This window comes from Aquirufa rosea (assembly GCF_004118285.1).
Taxonomy (GTDB): domain Bacteria; phylum Bacteroidota; class Bacteroidia; order Cytophagales; family Spirosomataceae; genus Aquirufa; species Aquirufa rosea.
The window spans coordinates 80,633-101,357 of the sequence record NZ_SDHY01000006.1; the positions used below are offsets into that span (position 1 = coordinate 80,633).

Genomic DNA, 20,725 nt, shown 5'->3' on the forward strand with positions numbered 1-20,725 from the left:
CTATTATTGCATTAATTTTTGTAATTCTTCCTGATTGATCACAATCGGGTATTTATTCCTTAATTTTTGGATCCACTCCTTATCCAACTGATTTTGTAAATCACGGATAATGCTACTACGACATTCATCAAAAGATTTAACTCGCTGTTCCTCTACCTTTTTTATCTCAAGATAAACATAGCGGCCTTCATATTCCAAATTCTTTTTACCTACTTGCCAAGTTTGAGCATCTAAAATGGGTAATTCCCCTTTTTTGAAGAATCCTTCAGTAGCTTCTAAACTCTTAGGCTTAATTGCATTAAAACGTTTTACTACGTCATCCATCGACTGGGAAAATAAGCGGAAACTCACGCGAGCATTTTTGGTTTTATCAGTCTTCGAAGCAAAAACCAATTTTCCTTCGTCTTTTTCTATGACACGTAGCGCATTAATTCCTTTACTTGACAAAAACCTAACTACCTGATTGACACGCCCTTCTGATAAAGTATCATGTTCCGAGGCGTCAATATGTCCTGTCACTTCCACCACATAGTCTCTATTTTTACTTAACAAAAGTCCTAGTTCTTGAAGTACTTTCTTGGCATTTTCATTCAATTCTGAATGTCCCAATTTAAAGAGTATATCAGGATAACGCTTGTTCATGGGATATGGAGCTGATTTAAGCAATTCCATGGCATCAGCTAAAGTCTTGACATTATCAGAAGATATCATTTTTACTTCTGCTCTTACAGGCATCGTAAACATGGATAAGTTTTGTTGGTAATAATTCATCTGACGTAAAGAGTCCAAGGATTTTTCAAAAATTTCCTTATCCGTAATCTTACTCAACAAACTACCTTCCAAAAACTCAGCCATTTGCTCTTTAAAAGCAGGATACTTGGCTTCCAAATGCTGCTCCTCAGCTTTTAAAGTTTGGGCATCAATGAACTCCTCCAACCAAACCGATTCAGAAATGGTAGGTAAATATCCTAATTCTTTAATTTTTCTTTTTTGTTGAGCTCCAATGAACTGATAGAACTCCTGAATAGTAAAAGTCTTGTCCAATACTTTAAACAAGGGGAATTGCAACCAAGGCTCATCACCTACCCGATCTCTAGCGAAACGCTCCAAGGCCATTTTCTTAGATTCCTCTAAAATGGCTACACGATTTTCCACTCGAACTCGCTTCATGAAAGATTGACGAATCAAAGCACTCCGCTCAGGATCAGTTACTACCTTTTGACGTAAATATTCAGCCATTTCTTCATAAGAAAGCAATGGCTTTTTATCTAGTAATTTAAAAATCTGCCAACCTAAATTAGTTCTTATTGGCTCAGAAATATCTCCCAGCCGTTGCAAGCCGAATAGTTTATCTTGTAGTTCCTCACTTAAATCGGAAGAATAATACCATCGACGCAACTCCCCTCCTCTACCTCTGGAATAAGGGTCTTCGGAATAATTTTTACACACATCCTCATAAGATTCCCCTTTTTTCAAATAGGCTTCCACTTGCTCTATTTTCTTCTTTGCTTCAACTTGAAAGTTCGTTGCCGCGTCTACGGGAATGGAAATTAAAATATGTGCTAAACGTATTTTTCCCGAATTAGGACGTTGCTTGTTTAGCTTAATAATATGATAACCACTGGATGTTCTAATGGGCTTGGAATATTCACCAAGGGCAAGAGCATATAATTGATTTTCAAAGGCATACTGCGTTTGCAAACTGGTAATGTAACCCAAATTACCCCCTTTCTTGGCAGATAATTCATCATCAGAGAAACGTTGGGCTAAAGAAGCAAAATCTTCGCCAGCTTTTAATTTCTTATACAAATTTTCAATCTTTTGATAGGCAATTAAGGTATCTCCAGGACTAGGATTTGCTGGAAGTTTCACCAAAATATGAGACACTTGTTTTTCATCCTTCAACCTTTGATAGGCTTCTTTGACTAAGGCATTTACCTTTTCATTGTCTACTAAATAAGGACTCGCTAATTCTTTACGAAAACTGGCATATTCCTCTTGGAATCCGGGACTTTCAGCTAATTTTTCATCTTCAGCCGCCACTAGCTTCAGAGAAAAGTCTAAATAATCCGACAGAAACTTATTCTTATTATCAGGCTTGATACTGTCACTCTCAATCAATCTACGGTAAATAGAAGAAAACTGAGACGCACTAATCTTTTTAGGGCCAATTTGAATAGGGGTAGCCTCTTGTGCCCAAGTCAAAGAAGAAGCAAAAAGAAAATATATGAATACTAAAAAGTAAAAACGAAAGCGCATAATCAAACTATTTTGCTTGTCCAATGGGTGTTAAACGACAACAAGCCTATAAAATTACGAATAATACCTAAATAAACCCGTAAATACTCAGTCCCTAACCTGAATTTGATAAGAGAAATCATAGTGATAGTCATTCAGCATCTTAGGACCACTTTTCCATGAGCCCTTTTTCTGAAAACTTTCTAGCTTTTCCCATGAAATTTGCATTTCAGAAATCCCCAATCGATCATTGCCATCCCATTTATTTAAAAGTTCCACCGCTAAGCCACTGGCTCGCAATCCCCACATAAACCAACCAAAGGGATTGGTGATAGAAGAAAATTCCATCATGGAAATGGGTACTTGAAGTACACCTCCCCATTGATTCACTTGTCGTAAAACCTGTTGAACTTGCTGATAATCATCTACTTCCCAGAGGGAAACTTGAATACCTAAAGACTGCCCCGGTTTCAAGGCCATCAATAAAGTTGGAATCTTTTGTAATTCAAGTACACTGCCTTGTTTAACCTTTCCTACATAATGTGATGCTGGCTGAATTTGGACAATTTGGTCTTTTTCTATAGCTACTAACGAATAAATCAATAAAAGCTCGTCGGCCTGAGTAAGGTTTTCTTGAATATTCTTAGCTATTAATTGATTCCAGCGGAATTCCACCTTTTTTTCTTTAATAACTTCTTTCGCTACTACTGAATTACTGGAGGAAGTCTGCAAATCCTTACGACAAGAAGTCATCAAAAGGCATAAAATCCCCAAAAATCCTAAGCGGTACCTCATCATAAAGCAGACTTGGGCTCTTGTTGTGTTAGGCAATGAAAACTGCCTTGTCCCCAAATAATCTCCCTGGCTGACAGCCCAATGACGGGTCTATCCGTAAATAACTTACCTAAGATATCCAAGGCAATGGCATCCTGAGGGCATTGGAATATAGGAACAATGACGGCAGCATTACAAATGTAAAAATTGGCATAAGAGCCAGGAGCTCTAAATTCATCAATGACCACGGGATCTGGCATAGGTATTTCGATGATATTCAAAGGACGGCCATCCAATAACCTCATTTCCTTTAGTTCGCTCAAATTTTGAGCCAACACTTGATGGTTATCATCATCAACCTTAGGTTCCACCATCGTAATTACCGTATCCTCATTCACAAAACGAACTGTATCATCGATATGTCCATCCGTATCATCTCCCACGATACCATCGCTTACCCACAATACTTGCTCAACACCATAAAAATCCTTCAAATAGGTTTCAATTTGTGCCTGATTAAGGTGCGGATTCCGATTGGGATTTAACAAACAAGATCGACTGGTCAATACTGTACCTTTGCCATTAAACTCTACAGAACCTCCTTCCATGATTATTCCTGGACTTATACATTCCAATCGAAGGTCTTGAGCAATGGACTTAGGAATACGGTCATCGTCGTCAAATGGTGGATATTTCCCTCCCCAGGCATTATATACCCAATCTAGAAGTAGTCGATCACGATTATTGTTTTTTATTAAAAAAGCAGGTCCATGATCACGGCACCAAGCATCATTGGTAGGACGAATAAACAATTCAATTTGATTGGGATCTATTTGATAAGAGGACAATTCTCCTAATATAAAATCTCTTAACTCTATATTATTGACATTAATCCTCACTTTCTCTCCTTGAGATATAGCTTTGATTAAGGCAAAATATTCAGGATACATATGATGCAACTTATCCCCTTGCCATGAATGATCATTGTGCGGAAAAGTAATCCAAGTAGCTTCATGGGGATGCCATTCAGCTGGGAAAAAATACCCTCTTTCTTTAGGTGTTAATAGCATAATTAATCAAGGTAATTTTCAGAAATCAGCCGTAACCCTTCTAAGGTGATAAGCTTGTTCACTTCATCAAAATAGGATTCCAAAGGAGTTAAAATGGAGGATAAGCCACCGGTGGCTAGCACTTTCACTTGTAGTCCTTTCTCTGCCTTCACCCGATGAATCATCTCTTTTACCATACCCACATAACCCCACAAAATACCGGATTGAATGGCACTGACGGTATCAAAACCCAAGGCAGAATGAGGCATTTCTAAGGGTACTTCAGGTAATTGGGCAGTTTGAGAAAACAAAGATTTCACCGCTGTTTTTAGTCCAGGAGCTATGGAAACACCTTCCATTTTACCCTGTGCATTGACTAATGTAAAAGTAAGGGCTGTACCAAAATCCACGATCAACACGTCCGAATGATAGGCATGATGTGCATAAACGGTGTTGGCTACTAAATCTGACCCAATTTCCTCAGGAGAGATAATTTCAATGGGAAAATTTTGGTAAAGTTTAGGAGACATGATTTTGGCAGAAATACCTAACCAATTCTCCAATCCCTTCTGCACATGAAAAGAAACGGAGGGTACCACCGAGGAAATGATGAGTTTTTGTGGTTTTAGCGAACCAATATTTTTTTCCAACCAGGCTTGCCTAATCCAATTTTCCATACGGAGCGTCGTCCAAGGTTGGTGAGTAGGTGTCCTTAAAATCAATTTCCATTCCTCTTCCGAATAAAATCCAAAGACGATGTCTGTATTTCCAATATCTACGACTAAAAGCATGCGCTAGTTTATAATATCTTTTTCTAATCCTGCCGATAAAATCGGGAAGCGGAGCCAAGTCTTTGGATCTAGGCTATAATCATCCACATGAAAACCAGGGGCATAACGCTCCCTTTTCCATTGATTTCTGGCCCATAATCTAAAGAAGCGTTGACAAAAGGCCAGCAATTGTTCTTCTGTAAAACGTGAACCATATTCCGCTTTCAACATCTTTAAACACTCCTTTGGCGATTTTTTATCATAAAACGCCCAGCGCTCAATCGCATTCAAAATAGGATAAGGCATGAGGTCTTCCTCGTCTACTTGCTTGGAACTTAGAGGTCTTAATTCTGCACTTGGTTCCAATTGATTCACATGAGCTAATCCAACTACCCGCAAATCACCCTCTAAACCTACTTTTTCTAACCAAATAAGCCATTGACGAATAAAGGATTTGTCTATACCTGCAATGGGAGAGATAGACCCCGAGGTATCTCCGTCCATGGTGGCATAACCAACAGAGGCCTCAGAGCGGTTAGATGTGGCCAACAAAAGTGCATTATTGATATTAGCCAACATCCAGACACTTGGACTTCTTAAGCGAGCCTGAACGTTTTGTAAAGTAACATCATCCTGTTCCCAAGTAAGACTTCTACCGATGGCTTTTTCAATGATAGCCCGATATTCCTTCACCAATACATCTATGTTCCAATCATAATGGGTAGAACCGATACAGTCAGCCAAAGCCATGGCCGATTTTCTAGTATTGTCGGAGGAATTCTCCGTTCCCTGATAAGCTGTAGTCAAAATTCTAGCAAAAAATTCCTTTTCAGTTATTACATCTCTCACCCAAGGAATATAGGCAAATTTCTCTTGTACACCTTTCCAGGATAATTCTTTCATGGCCAAGGAAATAGCCAAATAACACAGCGAAGATATAGCGGAAGAATCAGCACCTCCAGACAAGGAAATTACCCAACCATATGATTTGGATTTTCTTAAATAATCCCAAAGGGCTAAACTCACCGCACGGGCAAATTCCTCTTCCTTAATATGTTCAGAAAGCTCCCAAGAAGACTTATCAAATAATTTATATGCGGGATTGGCGTCCAATTGAGGCATATCTGCCCGAATAATATCTTCTGATGACTCCTCCCAGGCTTTCAATTCCACGGCGGCCACAATCATCTGACTGTCTTGAAAGCTGAATCGAGAAGATTCCGCAATTAGGGTTCCATTTTGAACAATATATGCATCCCCATCAAAAATGGTTCTACCTGATTCATTTCCTAGTACATTGGCAAAAACATAAGCGCCACCAATGATTTGGGAACCTGATATGGCTAATTCTTTCCTTATCTTAGATTTTCCAATAGCAAAATGAGAAGCCGTAGGGCTACAAATAACAGAAACTCCACGTTTGGCCAATGAATGGGCAGGGCGCCTCTTACCTTCCCAAGCATCTTGACAAATTTCAACCCCAATATGTATACCATTGGCTTGAATTCGGTAGTCACCTATGGGAATATTCCCTAGACTAGTGGAAATATGTGTACGTTTATCGGCTGGCCAAGGGCTAAACCAACGGGGTTCATAGTGAACACCATCATTCGCTAAATGCTGTTTAGGAACTAAAGCGACCAATTTACCATGGGCGATACAAGCAGCCACATTGTACAATTTTCCTTCAAAATAGAAGGGTAAACCCAGCCAAACCATAATATTTTGGGTATGGGGCAATACTTGCAATAAGGAATCCCAGGCTTTTTCCCGGGTATATGGACTCAAAAATTGATCTTCACACCCATAACCCGTCAAACAAAGCTCAGGAAGACATAAAATAGATACCCGCTCTTGCAGGGCTTGCTGAATCAAATCATTGATTCGTTGCAAGTTACCACTCCAATCGAGGGGTGTTTGATTGAGAACCCCGGCTGCAAGAACTGTTTTAGGCATATATATTAACGAGGTTTCTGGGAACTAACACGATCAGCCGGTTTAAAGAATTGATACCATGCTCTCTTCTTTGTCGGTTTGTTGGGACCTATTGTCGCGTAGTTGGAAGTTCTCACGTGTTTATAACGCGGAGTCCACATCCAAGAAAATGCCTCTCTAGGTCGATAATAACTTTCTCCATGACGATGTTCTACCCTCACCCGACAAGTCTCTCTTGGGCAACGGGCAGACCAACAGGAACTTACCCCAAGCAATAAGGTAGAGCCTAATACGAACATCCAAATAAAACGGAATGTTTGAGTTTTGATCATTTTTGGAGATAAATAAAAAATCGAACCTTTTCTAAGAACGATTTCTTATTAGTTAAATTACAAATCAAAGCGTAATTTTACTCGGAAATTTAGCCTGACATGCAATCAAACACCAAAGATATAAAATCGGTTCTAAAAAGAGATGAATTTACCTACCCAGTCATGGAATCTTTTTATACCATCCAAGGTGAAGGCAAATTTCAGGGCCATGCCGCCTATTTTATCCGTTTAGGCGGTTGCGATGTAGGCTGCCATTGGTGTGATGTGAAAGAATCTTGGCCTATTGACACTCATCCGATTAAGACTGTCAAAGAGTTAGTAGAAGAAGCCTCAGCTCAGCCCGGAAAAATTGTCGTTATTACTGGTGGTGAACCTCTCATGCATGACTTAAATCCACTAACTGAAGCTCTACATGAAGCTGGATTTAGAACTCATATAGAAACATCAGGGGTGGCAAAAGAAATTACAGGTGTTTGGGACTGGGTTTGCTTTTCTCCTAAAAAATTTAAAGAACCCAATTCGGACATTTTCCCATTGGTAAATGAATTAAAAGTTATCATTTATCATCCTTCCGACTTATCTTGGGCACAAACTTGGACAACACATTTGCCAGAAAATAGCCTTTGGCTTATGCAGCCAGAATGGTCTAAGCAGCTGGACATGAACCCCTTGATCGTAGATTTTGTCAAACAATCTCCACGTTGGCAAATATCCGTACAGACTCATAAATTCCTGCAAATCCCATAATCATGCTAGCTGCTTGGTTACTATCAATTAGCACCTTGACACTATCAGTAGATAGTTTGACCTCAAGTCCCATTCCTGAAATAAACCAGCAAAAGGCTCAATATTTCCCATTTTATTCAGCTGCTAGAAAAGAATTGTATTTCACTGGTCGAACGTCTATTAACTCAGACGAAGAACTTCATGTTGCCACCTGGGATGGAAATCAATTCACTTCCATTCAATCACTCAGCAGTATCAACCAAGAAAGTAATGATGGCACAGCCTGTCTTTCCGCAGATGGGAATACCCTCATCTTTTCTGGCTGTGATTACCGTAATAGTTTTGGAGCTTGTGATTTGTATGAAAGCCAATGGGTCAATGGTGCCTGGACTAAGCCTAGAAACTTAGGAATACAAATCAATTCACATGATTGGGAAGGGCAACCCTCTTTAAGTGCAGATGGAATGAAACTGTACTTTACTTCTGATAGACCTGGGGGGGCAGGAAAAAGGGATATTTGGATGAGTGAAAAAGATGAACAAGGTAGATGGAAAATTGCCCAAAATCTTGGGACAAAGATAAACAGTTCATCGGATGAACAAGGGCCCTATTGGTACGATGAAAATGAAATATTGATTTTTTCCAGTGATAAAAAAGGGGGTAAAGGAGGATTGGATTTTTATCAAAGTCGCTTAGAAAATGGCCAATGGGTGGAAGCTAAAAATTTGTCTGAAGTAAACTCTGCCACCAATGAAGCTGGAATTTGCCGGGGCATTCATCCTAATGAATTTTTTATTTCGAGAAATCAACCAGGGAATTCCATAGAAGAAGCTATTCATCGGATCCTTATTCCACCAAGTTATTGGTTGGCAAAAATTAATCCTCCCAAGATTGACTTAGTAGTTCAGGAAATCAAGCCCGTTAAAATCCAATTTCAAGAAGTAAGCTTTGATGATATCCAATTTGCCAATAACCAATGGAAGATCCCCATGCCTATACCCCAAAGCTTGGAAAAACTCATCCATTATTTACAAGAAAATCCGAATCAAAAAATTGAAATCAGAGGGCATACGGATGAAATTGGACTAGCCAAATCCAATCAACTATTATCAGAAAAAAGAGCCAATGCCATAAAAACCTATCTAATCCAACAAGGTATAAGTAGCTCCAGAATTCAGACAAAAGGTATGAGCTTTTTAAGACCCAAAGTGGCCAGGAATCAAGCAGAAGCCAGAAAATTTAACCGAAGGATTGAGATAATACTGATCGAATAAAGCTTATTTTCTCTTTTTCCGCTTTTTCTTCTTTTTTGCCTTTTTGACGTGAATGATATAGGGATGTTCCTTTAAAATCAAACTATCCCTTCTCTGCAAAAAAGTCAAAAGTGTATCTGCTAATTCCCCTGCTTCTAAGGCTCTAACTTGAACAGGAGCAATACCTGCACCTACGATACCTAAATCTTTGGCAGCGCTATAAGAAACATCAATCAACAATCGCTTTTGATGTGGTCCACGATCATTTACGCGTACGTAAGATTTTACTCCTGATTGTATATTGGTAACTTCCAGCCAAGTACCCATTGGAAATTTTTTATGGGCAGCCGTGTATAAGTAAGAATTATAACGTTCTCCGCTATAAGTCTTTTTACCACTTAAGTTTTTGTGATAATAAGAGGCTTTACCTTGTTGAATCTGCGCATCACCTCTTGGGCTAGATAATCCCCATACTAGGAAAATAAGAAGTAGAAAGCGCTTAATTTGTAATGTCATGCATTCCATTTTGGCCTGCAAAGCTAGTCCTATTACTGCATTAAACCAAAAAAGCCCTTTTGAGGAAGGGCTTTTGGATTTTAAAATCAATGTTTAATAAACCATTATCTCTGGTTGATATCAACAAATGGACGGCTTGTGGCGCCCGTGTAAATTTGTCTCGGACGACCGATCGGCTCTTTATTGGCACGCATTTCCTTCCACTGAGCAATCCAACCTGGTAAACGACCAATCGCAAACATCACAGTAAACATATTGGTTGGGATACCTAAGGCACGGTAAATGATTCCTGAATAAAAATCCACATTAGGATAAAGCTTTCTCGCTACAAAATACTCATCACTTAAAGCCGCTGCCTCCAGACGGGAGGCAATAGCTAATACTGGATCATTTACTCCTAGAGCTTTCAATACATCATCTGCCGCTTTCTTAATGATTTTGGCGCGAGGGTCAAAGTTTTTGTACACACGGTGACCAAATCCCATTAAACGGAATCCAGAGTTTTTATCTTTTGCCATGGCAATGTACTTATCTGTATCACCACCATCTGCTTTAATAGCTTCCAACATTTCAATCACCTCTTGGTTAGCACCACCATGAAGAGGGCCCCATAAAGCGTTGATACCTGCTGAAATAGATGCATATAAATTAGCATGAGAGGATCCTACCAAACGAACGGTAGAAGTAGAGCAGTTTTGCTCATGGTCTGCATGTAAAATCAATAATTTATTCAATGCCTTGGAAACGATGTCATTGGCAGTATAAGCTTCACCTGGCTTAGCAAACATCATTTGCAAGAAAGTAGAACAGTAGTCAACAGAAGTATCCGGTTCCACTACACCCTCACCTAATGATTTCTTGTAAGACCAAGTTGCCATCACAGGTAATTGAGCCATTAATCTCAATACACTCTTCTCATCATCTCCTGGCTCATCCGTAGAATAGAATGCCGACATAGCTCCTACCAAGGCAGCAATATTGCACATCGGGTGTGAACTAACCGGGAATCCTTCTGAAATTTTAAACAAATCCTTGTTCAAAATCATGTAGGATTGGATTTCTGCTGAGAAAGCATCTAGTTGAGCTTGAGTAGGTAATTCTTCATGAATCAGCAAATAAGCTACTTCCAAAAAGGAAGCTTTGTCCGCTAGTTCTTCAATACTGTAACCTCTGTAACGTAGAATTCCTTCTTCTCCATCCAAATAAGTAATTGAGCTTTTCGTTACTCCAGTATTTTTAAAGCCTGGATCAAACGTAATATAGCCAGTCAAATCACGTAATTTGGCGATATCAATGGCCTTTTCGTTCTCTGTACCCTCCAGAGTAGGTAAATCAAAGGATTTCCCTTCGAGGTTAATAGTAGCAGGTTGAGACATAATGTTTATAAGCTTAACTTGGTTGGTTTTTAAAATTTGAAGAAGCTTGTCTGCTTCAGGCAAAATTCAAGCCTCTAAGATAATACGTAATTTTGAAAGGTTAATTACCTTTATGAATCCAAAAAAAATAAATTTAATTATCACAATTTTTTCTTACTATATTTCTAAAATAATCGGTTTACATGACCAGTATCTTACAAAAATTCAAAAACTACTCCTTCTCTTCGACCCAGCGTTTTCTTACTTATGTCCAAATTGACACTCAGTCAGATCCCAATTCTTCTAGTAGTCCGACAACAGAGAAACAAAAAGATTTAGGAAAAGTTTTAGTCGAGGAATTAAAACAATTAGGCGTAGAATCCGCCCATTTGGATGAGTATGGATATGTGTATGCACATCTTCCATCCAATGTTTTCCAAAAAGTCCCATCTATCTGTTTCTGCGCGCACATGGATACCTCTCCCGATTGTTCTGGTAAAGGGGTTAAACCTATTGTGCACCCTAATTACCAAGGACAAGACATCGTTTTACCAGATGATCCGTCGGTTGTAATTCGACTCACAGAGCATCCTGATTTGGCAGAACAAATAGGCCATGATATCATTACCGCCAGCGGAACCACCCTGCTAGGAGCAGATAATAAAGCCGGAGTTGCCGAAATCATGGATGCTGTACAGTTTTGGCTACAACATCCTGACGTGCCCCATGGCCCTATTTCCATTCTCTTTACTCCTGACGAAGAAGTGGGTAGAGGTACCGACCACGTAGATTTAAATAAAGTAAATGCCCAATTTGGCTATACGATAGACGGAGAGAAAAGAGGACATTTGGAGAATGAAACATTTTCTGCTGATGGATTTAAAATTAAAATTAGTGGCGTATCGCAACATCCGGGATTTGCCAAAGGTCGCATGGAAAGTGCTATCAAAATTGCCTCTGAAATTATTGCCAAACTACCCAAAGATCATTTGAGCCCAGAAAGTACGGAAAAACTAGAAGGCTTTATCCATCCCGTTGGCATAACAGGAAGTGTAGAATATGCTGAAATTGAATTCATTCTGAGGGATTTTAAGACGGAAAAATTGTCAACATTTGGTGAATTATTACAAAGCTGGACGTCAGAAGTGCTCCAATCTTACCCTAATTCTAAAGTTGAGTTTGAACAAACAGAACAATACCGTAATATGCATGAGGTATTGGTTCATCATCCGAAATGCTTGGAAAATGCTATGGAAGCCATGAGAAGAGCTGGCCTGCAGCCTGAAATGCAAAGCATTCGCGGGGGAACTGATGGCTCTCGACTGACCTTCATGGGTTTACCTTGTCCCAATATTTTTGCGGGTGAACATGCTTTCCATAGTAAGCAAGAATGGGTCAGTGTGCAGGATATGCAAAAGGCCACTGAAACCATCGTTCACTTGGCCAGTATTTACGCAGAAAAGGGGACCTAAGTCCCCTTTTCTGATTTAAACTGTTCATTTCGCTCCGTTTTTCCCAACGCTGTTAGCGTTTAAAACGCTGACAGCGTTACGGAGCGACAACGTTTTTTTCTTTTTATTTGTTGTCCAATTTCTTGATTATTCCCACTCAATCGTAGCAGGCGGCTTAGACGAAATATCGTATACTACGCGATTCACCCCTTTTACCTGATTTATAATTTCATTGGAAATTTTTCCTAAAAATTCATAAGGCAGATGACACCAATCAGCCGTCATACCATCTAAACTACTCACTGCACGCAAAGCAACCACTTGTTCGTAGGTTCGCTCATCCCCCATCACTCCTACTGAATGAATAGGCAATAAAATGGCACCCGCTTGCCAAACTTGATCGTATAATCCCTCCGATTTAAGGCCATTAATGAAGATAGCATCAACTTTCTGTAAAATACTTACTTTTTCCGGAGTGATATCTCCTAAAATACGAATGGCTAATCCTGGTCCTGGGAATGGGTGTCTACCTAAAATATCTTGTGGAATACCTAAGGTCTTACCCACTTTTCTAACTTCATCCTTAAATAAGGTATTCAAAGGCTCCACCACTTTTAACTTCATGAAATCGGGCAATCCTCCCACATTATGGTGAGATTTAATGGTTGCTGATGGCCCTTTCACAGATACCGATTCAATTACATCAGGATAAATGGTTCCTTGACCCAACCATGCTACTCCTTCAATGGCATGAGCCTCATGGTCAAACACATCAATGAAGGTCTTGCCAATGGCCTTTCTCTTTTGCTCAGGATCGCTTAAACCCGCTAAAGCATCATAAAAACGCTGCTTAGCATCAACGCCTTTCACATTCAAGCCCAGGGATTGATATGACTCCAGTACTTGATCGAATTCATCCTTGCGCAACAGACCATTATCCACGAAAATACAATACAAATTTTTACCAATTGCACGGTGTAATAACACTGCCGCAACAGAACTATCAACCCCACCTGATAAACCAAGTACCACTTTGTCAGACCCTAATTTATCTTTCAAATTAGCTACTGTAGTTTCTACAAAAGAATCAGATGTCCAATCTTGCGCACAATCACATACCTTCACCACGAAATTTCGCAAGATGATGCTACCTTCCGTACTGTGAGTTACTTCTGGATGAAATTGAATACCAAAAATAGGTTTGGCAACATGAGCAAAGGCTGCTACCTTAACTGTCTCGGTAGATCCAATGATTTCGTAAGAATTAGGCAATTCCATGATGGTATCACCGTGCGACATCCATACTTGACTATGACTGGAAATATCGTCCCATAAAATGGAATCCTTGGAAGCCGACAAATGAGCACGGCCATATTCCCGATGTTGAGAAGCTTGAACGGAACCACCTCCTTGATGAGCCAATAATTGGGCACCATAACAAATTCCCAAAACCGGTAATCCTTCAAATAGGCCTAAATCTACCCGTGGAGAATCTTCATCGCGCACCGAACATGGACTACCCGATAAAATGATTCCTTTGACACTGGCATCAATGGCTGGTATATGGTTATAAGGGTGAATTTCGCAGTAAACTTGAAGTTCACGTACTCTTCTTGCAATCAGTTGAGTTACTTGAGAACCAAAGTCCAGAATAATAATTTTTTCCGCCATAGCTTCGTTAAATAAAAATAAACGGCAAAGGTCGCAATTTTAACCGAAAAAACGCATATAAATGCTTAATTTCTATCGATAGATTAGATACTTTTCCCTGATCTTTCTATATTCCCTGAGCCCCTCCTTCCAAGTATCCCGAATCTCCTTTTCCGATTTTCCCTCCAACATCATCTTCCTCAATTCGTCTGTACCAGCTAACTTATCAAAGAAACTTGGACTAGTAAAAAACGATTCTTTTTTTCCTGTCTTTTCAAAGAAATAAAACAAATATTTTAAGCTAAAGCCTAACTGACGAGTATCAATTTGAGTCAAATCAAATCCATAGCATGGCTTACCTTTCAAGGGTGGATCCATAGCTCCCGGTTTAGGCTCTGGTGTGAAACTGAAATCCCCCAAACCTTCTACATTCGTGCCTACCACCTGAAATTGCTTGTTGGTTCCTCTTCCAATACTAACATTGGTTCCTTCAAATAAACACAAGGACGGATATAAACCTATGGCCTGATCATTGGGTAAATTGGGAGATGGTGCGATACTAATATGAACCTTATCTGAATGCTTGTATTTTTTAACCGGTATTACGGTCAAATCACATTGAATACCACGGTCTAACCAAGCCTCTCCGTTCATCATTTTCGCTAATTCTCCCAAAGTACAGCCATGTACCACAGGAGTAGGATTTAAACCCACAAATGAGGCAAATTCTTTTTCCAAAATGGGTCCATCCACATAATGACCATTGGGATTAGGACGATCCAAAATAATTAACTTAACACTATTCTCAGCACAAGCCTCCATCACATAATGCAAAGTGGAACTATAGGTATAAAAACGGGTTCCTACATCTTGTATATCAAAAATAACCACATCGATTCCATCCAAATCAGCTTTTGTGGGCTTTTTATGAGAACCGTACAAGGAAATGATGGGCAAACCTGTTTTTTCATCTTTGCCATTATCTATGTGAGCACCAGCATCTGCAGTTCCTCTAAATCCATGCTCAGGAGCAAATATCTTTTTGATGGGCACTTTTAAAGACAATAAGGTATCCGCTAAATGAGTTTTGTTCAAAACTGAGGTATGATTGACAACTAAGGCCACTCGTTTATCAAAAATCAAAGGCAAGTAAGTATCAATTTGTTGATCTCCAGGAATAGCCTTGCTATTTTGCGCCTCAGCATCAGTAGAGCACCAGCCAAGGGAAATGACCAACGATAAAATGAATAGCTTGTAGAATCGATGCATTCCTATTTTCTTTGCGGTTTAAAATTTATTTTATTCAAATATCAGATAAATTTTAGGATAATTAATGTAAATCGACTGAATGAATTTTCCACTTTTTGTTGCACGTCGGATTCGAAATACGCATGAAACTTCCTTTTCTAAAACGGTTACCTATGTGGGAATTGGAACCGTTTCTATTGGGGTTTGCATTATCCTAGTTGCCTTTTCTATTCTATTCGGTTTTAAGGAATCGATTGTAGACAAGCTGACCAGTTTTACAGGTAATATTCATGTGGGGCCTATTACGGGTAACCATTCCCTATCTGACAGTCCTCTGAAACGTAATTTAACTTGGGAAAAAGGAATGCAGCAAAACCCTGAGGTGGATCATATCCAAGCGCATATTCAAAAGCCAGGTATTTTGGTGGGTGATGCAGGACTTTCTGGGGTGATAATCAAGGGAATTGGCACTGATATGCCAGCCAATCAAATCAGCAAAAGTATGCGCTTGGGGAAAGCTCAACTCAAACATCCTCAGGACATTATTATAAGTAAAACCTTAGCCAAAGAGCTTAAAGTAGGCTTACACAATCACCTCATACTTTACTTTCTGAGTAACCCAGAGAGGCCTAGAAAGGTGACAATAACTGGAATTTATGAAACAGGTTTGGAGGAATTGGACAAAATGTACATTTTAGCTGATCTTTCCTGGGTGCAGAAAATGAACGGCTGGTCGGCAGATTCCATAGGCACCTATGAGGTGTTTTTAAAAAAGACAGCTGATTTGTATTACAGTGCCGACCGAATAGAATCTAAGATGCCTACCGAATGGCGTTTACAAACCGTCACAGAATTGTATCCTGCCCTCTTTGATTGGATGATGATGCTGGATCGAAACATTGTCATCTTTATTTCTCTATTATTGATTGTGGCCTGCTTCAATCTCATAGCCACCCTTTGGGTTCTAATCATGGAAAGAATTCCCATGGTGGGTTTATTAAAGGCTTTAGGAGCGAACCACCGACAAATTCGGACCATTTTCTGGTGGAATGGTTTCTTTATTTTATTGCGAGGTTTGATTATTGGTAATCTATTGGCTGTTATTTTTTGCTATATACAATCCGAATATCAACTGATTCCTTTGGACCCAGAAAGCTATTACATGGATGCCGTACCCATTGTATGGTCCATGTCTACCTGGTTATGGGTCAATGTTGGCACTAGTTTATTGGTAGCTATCATCATCACTTTGCCTACCTTGTTTATTAAAAAAATTCAAGCCCAGGAGGCACTTCAATACAAACATTAATTATGAAAAAATTCCTTTTGTTTATTGGGCTCTTTATTTCGAGCCTTGCTTGGGGGCAAGATAAAGTTTCATACTATATCGACTTAAACAAGCTAGTTAAAGATCGCTTGGAAATAAAGGTAAAAACTCCCACATTCAAACAAAAAGAAGTGGTATATGCTTTACCAAAAATTGTGCCTGGAACCTATGCTAACTATGACTTCGGTCGATTTGTACAAGACTTCCAGGCCATTGACAAAAACGGGAAAGCACTAAAATTTAAAAAAACAGGCCCTAATACTTATCAAATCTCACAAGCCTCCTCATTGGCAGAAATCCGTTATTGGGTAGATGATACTTGGGATAGTCCTGAAATAGCGGGAGATTATGTATTTGAACCTGCTGGAACTTCTTTTCAAGCTGACAGTTTGTTTGCTCTAAATACCCATGCCATGCTGGGTTATTTTATCGGGCATGAGAAGGTGGCAGTTGAATTAAGTATCAATAAACCTCAACCATTTTATGGGGGCAGTTCCTTACAAAATACCAGTCTTAGCAAAACCGATATTTTTCTTGCCCAAAATTACCAGGATTTAATTGATGCCCCCTTGATGTATTCAGCGCCTGATACCGTCAGTTTCCCCTTAGCTAATGCTCAAATTTTAATTTCAGTTTACTCTCCTAATAAGATGTGCAGTGCTTCGCAGGTAGCTGAACAGATTAAACCCTTATTGGAAGCACAGAAAAAATATTTGGGGGGACAGTTACCAGTGAACAAATACGCCTTCATCATTGTATTGTCAGATAATATCAAAAATGGAAGTTATGGTGCTCTAGAGCATGCTCAATCCTCTTTTTATTATTTACCGGAAGGAAACATTCAAACATTGGCAGAAACAATCCGAGAAGTATGTGCCCATGAATTTTTCCATATTGTCACCCCCTTGAATATTCATTCCGAGGAAATAGGGAACTTCAATTTTCTTCAGCCTAAAATGTCTAAGCACCTATGGCTTTACGAGGGATTAACGGAATATGCTGCCCATCATGTTCAGTTAAAATACCAATTGACCGACTTAAAGAAATTCATGTCGACCTTCGAAAATAAATGGGATGTCATGAATGTCCAATTTGACAGAAATTTACCCTTTACAACCATGAGCGAAAAGGTATTGGATAAATACAAAGATGAATATGGCAATGTATACCAAAAAGGAGCTTGGTTAGGTTTTGGCTTAGATTTAACCCTCAGAAAACTCAGCCAAGGAAAATATGGCACGCAGGAAATGATGCGGGATTTAGCCAAATTCTATGGCCCTCACCAATCCTTCAAGGATAATGAGCTTTTTGATCAATTGGTTAAAATTACGGCTCAACCTGAGTTAAAAAGCTTTTTCCAAAAATATGTGGAAGGAAAGGAAGAAATTCCCGTGGCCGATTGGCTTCATAGCATAGGTTATGAAATTCAAGAATTTGATGCCAGAGACATTAAATCCCTAGGCTTCGATTTTCAAGCCCTCAATATCAATTCAGAAACTCATAGAGCAGTAATCAATTCAGAAGAGGGTATCCATGAATTTGGGAAAATGCTGGGACTAAAAGCCAAAGATGAATTATTGATGGTGAACCAACTTTCTCTAAGTATAGACAGTTTCAGCACCAATGTAGCTAAAGTACTTAAAGACATACAATTAGGTGATATCGTGGAACTTGAAATAGCACGTCCAACGGGCAACGGAAACTACGAGACCATTCGACTGAAAGCACCCTTTCAAACAAGTATGGGCAACGCTCCCAGAACTTTTGTACCCCAAAAGAAGCCGAGCGATGCCCAATTGAAATTGCGTGAGCAGTGGATGAACTCTATTCCGTAGTTTGTGCCTCCACTACTGTTATTGCCACCATATTGACAATTTCCCGAACACTAGCCCCTAGCTGTAAAACATGCACAGGCTTGCGTAATCCCAAAAGAATGGGGCCGATATACTCAATCTCTGCGGCCTCTTTTAGGAGATTATAAGCAATATTGGCAGCTGATAAATTAGGAAATATCAACGTATTGGCAGTTTCGTTTCCTAAGTTGGCAAAAGGATAATTTTGTTGACGTAATTCCTTATCAAAAGCCAAGTGCGCCTGCATTTCACCTTCGATGGCCCATTGAGGAAATTTTTCTTGTAAAATATGCGTGGCCTCCCTCATTTTAATGGCATCTTCTCCATCTGCAGAACCAAAATTGGAATAACTCAATAAGGCTATCCTGGGTTGTAAATTGAAACGCTCCACGGCCTCACCTGTTAGACGGGTAATCTCAACAATATCCTCTACATTGGGTTGAAAATTAATCGTGGTATCAGAAAAGAATAAGGGCCCTTTTTTACTCAATAACAGGTACATACCCGCTACTTTTTTCACACCCGGCTTCTTACCTATGATTTGTAAAGCGGGACGAATGGCATCTGGGTAGTTTTTAGTTAATCCAGAAATAACTCCATCAGCACGATGCGTTTCTAGCATCATGGCAGCGAAATAATTACTCTTACGAACTTGTTTCTCAGCCTCCCATCGGGTGTATCCCCTTCTTTTACGCTTCTCATAAAACAAATCCGCGAATTCCTTTAATAAAGGCTCAGAATCTGGATGTTTAAAATCCAAAATTTCTGTTCCTTGTAGGTCGATATGATGTTCTTCACAAATAGCCTCTATGGCAGCTTGATTGCCTAATAAGATCGGTTGGGCTATACCTTCATCTAAGACTTCTCTTACAGCTTTAAGCACTTTCAAATTTTGGGCATCTGCAAAAACAATACGCTTGGGATTACTTTTGGCACGTTTCAAAATAAACTTCATGACCTGATTATCTAATCCAAGTCGTTTAGCCAATTGATGCTCATACTCATCCCAATTTTTGATTTGTACGGTGGCCACACCTGATTCCATGGCTGCTTTGGCAACTGCCATAGAAACAGTAGTAATCAATCGAGGATCCACAGGTTTAGGAATGATGTATTCAGGACCAAAGCTGATGCTCTTTTCGTTATAGGCCAAATTGACGATATCAGGCACTGGTTTTTTAGCCAAACATGCTAAAGCCTTTGCTGCAGCCAATTTCATATCATCGTTGATCTCAGACGCTCTAACATCTAGCGCTCCCCTGAATATGAATGGGAAACCCAATACATTATTCACCTGATTAGGATAATCTGACCTTCCGGTGGCCATAATCAAGTCTTCTCGTACAGCCTTCGCTTCTTCATAGCCAATTTCAGGCGTAGGATTTGCCATAGCGAAAACAATTGGATCCTTGGCCATAGAGGCAATCATGGCTGGACTTAAAATATTACCTACCGACAATCCTAAAAACACATCTGCCCCTTTCATAGCTTCAGCCAAAGTACGGTTCTCTTCTGCCTTGCAAGCAAGTGGACTCACGTAAGGATTCAGGTCGGTTCTCGACTTAGAGACTAGTCCATCTTTATCAAAGATGAGGAAATTCTCAATTTTGGCACCCAATTGTAGGTACAACTTCACACAAGAAATGGCAGCTGCCCCAGCGCCAGAAACCACAAAACGAGCCTCTTCAATCTTTTTTCCTACTATTTCCAAGGCATTAATTAAGGCTGCAGAGGAAATAATCGCCGTACCATGCTGATCATCGTGCATGATGGGAATCTTAAGGCTTTTTTTAAGCTTTTCTTCAATCTCAAAACACTCAGGTGATTTGATATCCTCCAAGTTAATTCCTCCAAAGGTAGGTTCTAGTCGAATGACCGTCTCCACAAATTGATCAGGATCTAAGCAATTCAATTCCAAATCAAATACATCGATATCAGCAAATATCTTGAATAAGACTCCTTTCCCTTCCATTACTGGCTTACTAGCTTCTGGACCAATATTTCCTAAACCCAAGACAGCAGTTCCATTGGAGATTACTCCTACTAAATTTCCCTTAGCTGTATATTGATATACTTTTTCGGCATTATTAGCAATCTCCAAGCAAGGTTCCGCTACTCCAGGGGAATAAGCCAGCGACAGGTCTCTTTGGGTAGCCGTAGATTTAGTCGGCTTTACTTCAATCTTCCCAGGCTTGCCCTCTGAATGGTAAGCTAAGGCATCTTGTTTTAAAATAGATGATATAGACAT

Annotated in this window: 16 protein-coding genes; 5 read left to right on the plus strand and 11 right to left on the minus strand. The window is 39.6% G+C overall.

Annotation, left to right across the window (positions count from 1 at the left end):
• Nucleotides 1–3: 3 nt before the first annotated feature.
• The 6 genes from ESB04_RS10055 to ESB04_RS10080 all read right to left on the minus strand — a co-directional run bounded on the left by ESB04_RS10055 (nt 4) and on the right by ESB04_RS10080 (nt 7,098).
• Nucleotides 4–2,259 carry a peptidylprolyl isomerase gene (locus ESB04_RS10055; protein WP_129027613.1) on the minus strand — a complete coding sequence of 752 codons (2,256 nt, stop codon included), beginning with the start codon at nt 2,257–2,259 and terminating at the stop codon, nt 4–6.
• An 87-nt stretch (nt 2,260–2,346) separates the two neighbouring features.
• On the minus strand, nt 2,347–3,036 hold the full coding sequence (locus ESB04_RS10060) for a hypothetical protein (protein WP_129027614.1): 690 nt from the start codon (nt 3,034–3,036) through the stop codon (nt 2,347–2,349).
• Nucleotides 3,033–4,082, minus strand: coding sequence for an agmatine deiminase family protein (locus tag ESB04_RS10065; protein WP_129027615.1), 1,050 nt, complete (start codon nt 4,080–4,082; stop codon nt 3,033–3,035). Before ESB04_RS10065 ends, ESB04_RS10060 begins: the two co-directional genes overlap by 4 nt.
• Nucleotides 4,083–4,084: 2 nt before the next feature.
• A complete protein-coding gene (locus ESB04_RS10070; RefSeq protein ID WP_129027616.1) occupies nt 4,085–4,852 on the minus strand; it encodes a type III pantothenate kinase in 768 nt (255 codons plus the stop codon).
• 3 nt (nt 4,853–4,855) lie between these two features.
• A complete protein-coding gene (nadE, locus tag ESB04_RS10075; RefSeq protein WP_129027617.1) occupies nt 4,856–6,787 on the minus strand; it encodes an NAD(+) synthase in 1,932 nt (643 codons plus the stop codon).
• Nucleotides 6,788–6,792: 5 nt separating this feature from the next.
• The gene (locus ESB04_RS10080) at nt 6,793–7,098 is read right to left on the minus strand and encodes a hypothetical protein (RefSeq protein ID WP_129027618.1); all 306 of its coding nucleotides are present in this window, start codon (nt 7,096–7,098) and stop codon (nt 6,793–6,795) included.
• A gap of 99 nt (nt 7,099–7,197) precedes the next feature.
• On the opposite strand from ESB04_RS10080, the gene ESB04_RS10085 reads away from it, so the two are divergent.
• Nucleotides 7,198–7,845 carry a 7-carboxy-7-deazaguanine synthase QueE gene (locus ESB04_RS10085; RefSeq protein ID WP_235832227.1) on the plus strand — a complete coding sequence of 216 codons (648 nt, stop codon included), beginning with the start codon at nt 7,198–7,200 and terminating at the stop codon, nt 7,843–7,845.
• Nucleotides 7,846–7,847: 2 nt separating this feature from the next.
• A complete protein-coding gene (locus ESB04_RS10090; protein WP_129027619.1) occupies nt 7,848–9,098 on the plus strand; it encodes an OmpA family protein in 1,251 nt (416 codons plus the stop codon).
• A gap of 3 nt (nt 9,099–9,101) precedes the next feature.
• Here ESB04_RS10090 and ESB04_RS10095 read toward each other — a convergent pair whose 3' ends face one another.
• Both ESB04_RS10095 and ESB04_RS10100 read right to left on the minus strand, forming a co-directional pair.
• Complete coding sequence (locus ESB04_RS10095; RefSeq protein ID WP_164969638.1) at nt 9,102–9,593, minus strand: septal ring lytic transglycosylase RlpA family protein; 492 nt, start codon at nt 9,591–9,593, stop codon at nt 9,102–9,104.
• A gap of 104 nt (nt 9,594–9,697) precedes the next feature.
• Entirely contained in the window at nt 9,698–10,969 is a 1,272-nt protein-coding gene (locus ESB04_RS10100; RefSeq protein ID WP_129027621.1) for a citrate synthase, read from the minus strand.
• Between the two features lie 182 nt (nt 10,970–11,151).
• Here ESB04_RS10100 and pepT point away from each other — a divergent pair, with 182 nt between their 5' ends.
• On the plus strand, nt 11,152–12,420 hold the full coding sequence (gene pepT, locus ESB04_RS10105) for a peptidase T (protein WP_129027622.1): 1,269 nt from the start codon (nt 11,152–11,154) through the stop codon (nt 12,418–12,420).
• A 126-nt stretch (nt 12,421–12,546) separates the two neighbouring features.
• Here pepT and guaA read toward each other — a convergent pair whose 3' ends face one another.
• Together guaA and ESB04_RS10115 are read right to left on the minus strand one after the other, a co-directional pair.
• Nucleotides 12,547–14,070 carry a glutamine-hydrolyzing GMP synthase gene (gene guaA, locus ESB04_RS10110; protein ID WP_129027623.1) on the minus strand — a complete coding sequence of 508 codons (1,524 nt, stop codon included), beginning with the start codon at nt 14,068–14,070 and terminating at the stop codon, nt 12,547–12,549.
• Nucleotides 14,071–14,142: 72 nt separating this feature from the next.
• Nucleotides 14,143–15,318 carry an exo-beta-N-acetylmuramidase NamZ family protein gene (locus ESB04_RS10115; protein WP_129027624.1) on the minus strand — a complete coding sequence of 392 codons (1,176 nt, stop codon included), beginning with the start codon at nt 15,316–15,318 and terminating at the stop codon, nt 14,143–14,145.
• Between the two features lie 79 nt (nt 15,319–15,397).
• Here ESB04_RS10115 and ESB04_RS10120 point away from each other — a divergent pair, with 79 nt between their 5' ends.
• Together ESB04_RS10120 and ESB04_RS10125 are read left to right on the plus strand one after the other, a co-directional pair.
• A complete protein-coding gene (locus ESB04_RS10120; RefSeq protein ID WP_129027625.1) occupies nt 15,398–16,606 on the plus strand; it encodes an ABC transporter permease in 1,209 nt (402 codons plus the stop codon).
• A gap of 2 nt (nt 16,607–16,608) precedes the next feature.
• Nucleotides 16,609–18,459 (plus strand): M61 family metallopeptidase, encoded by a 1,851-nt coding sequence (locus ESB04_RS10125; protein ID WP_129027626.1) that lies wholly within the window; start codon nt 16,609–16,611, stop codon nt 18,457–18,459.
• On the opposite strand, the gene ESB04_RS10130 is transcribed toward ESB04_RS10125, so the two are convergent.
• Nucleotides 18,449–20,725 carry an NADP-dependent malic enzyme gene (locus tag ESB04_RS10130; RefSeq protein ID WP_129027627.1) on the minus strand — a complete coding sequence of 759 codons (2,277 nt, stop codon included), beginning with the start codon at nt 20,723–20,725 and terminating at the stop codon, nt 18,449–18,451. The genes ESB04_RS10125 and ESB04_RS10130 overlap by 11 nt on opposite strands.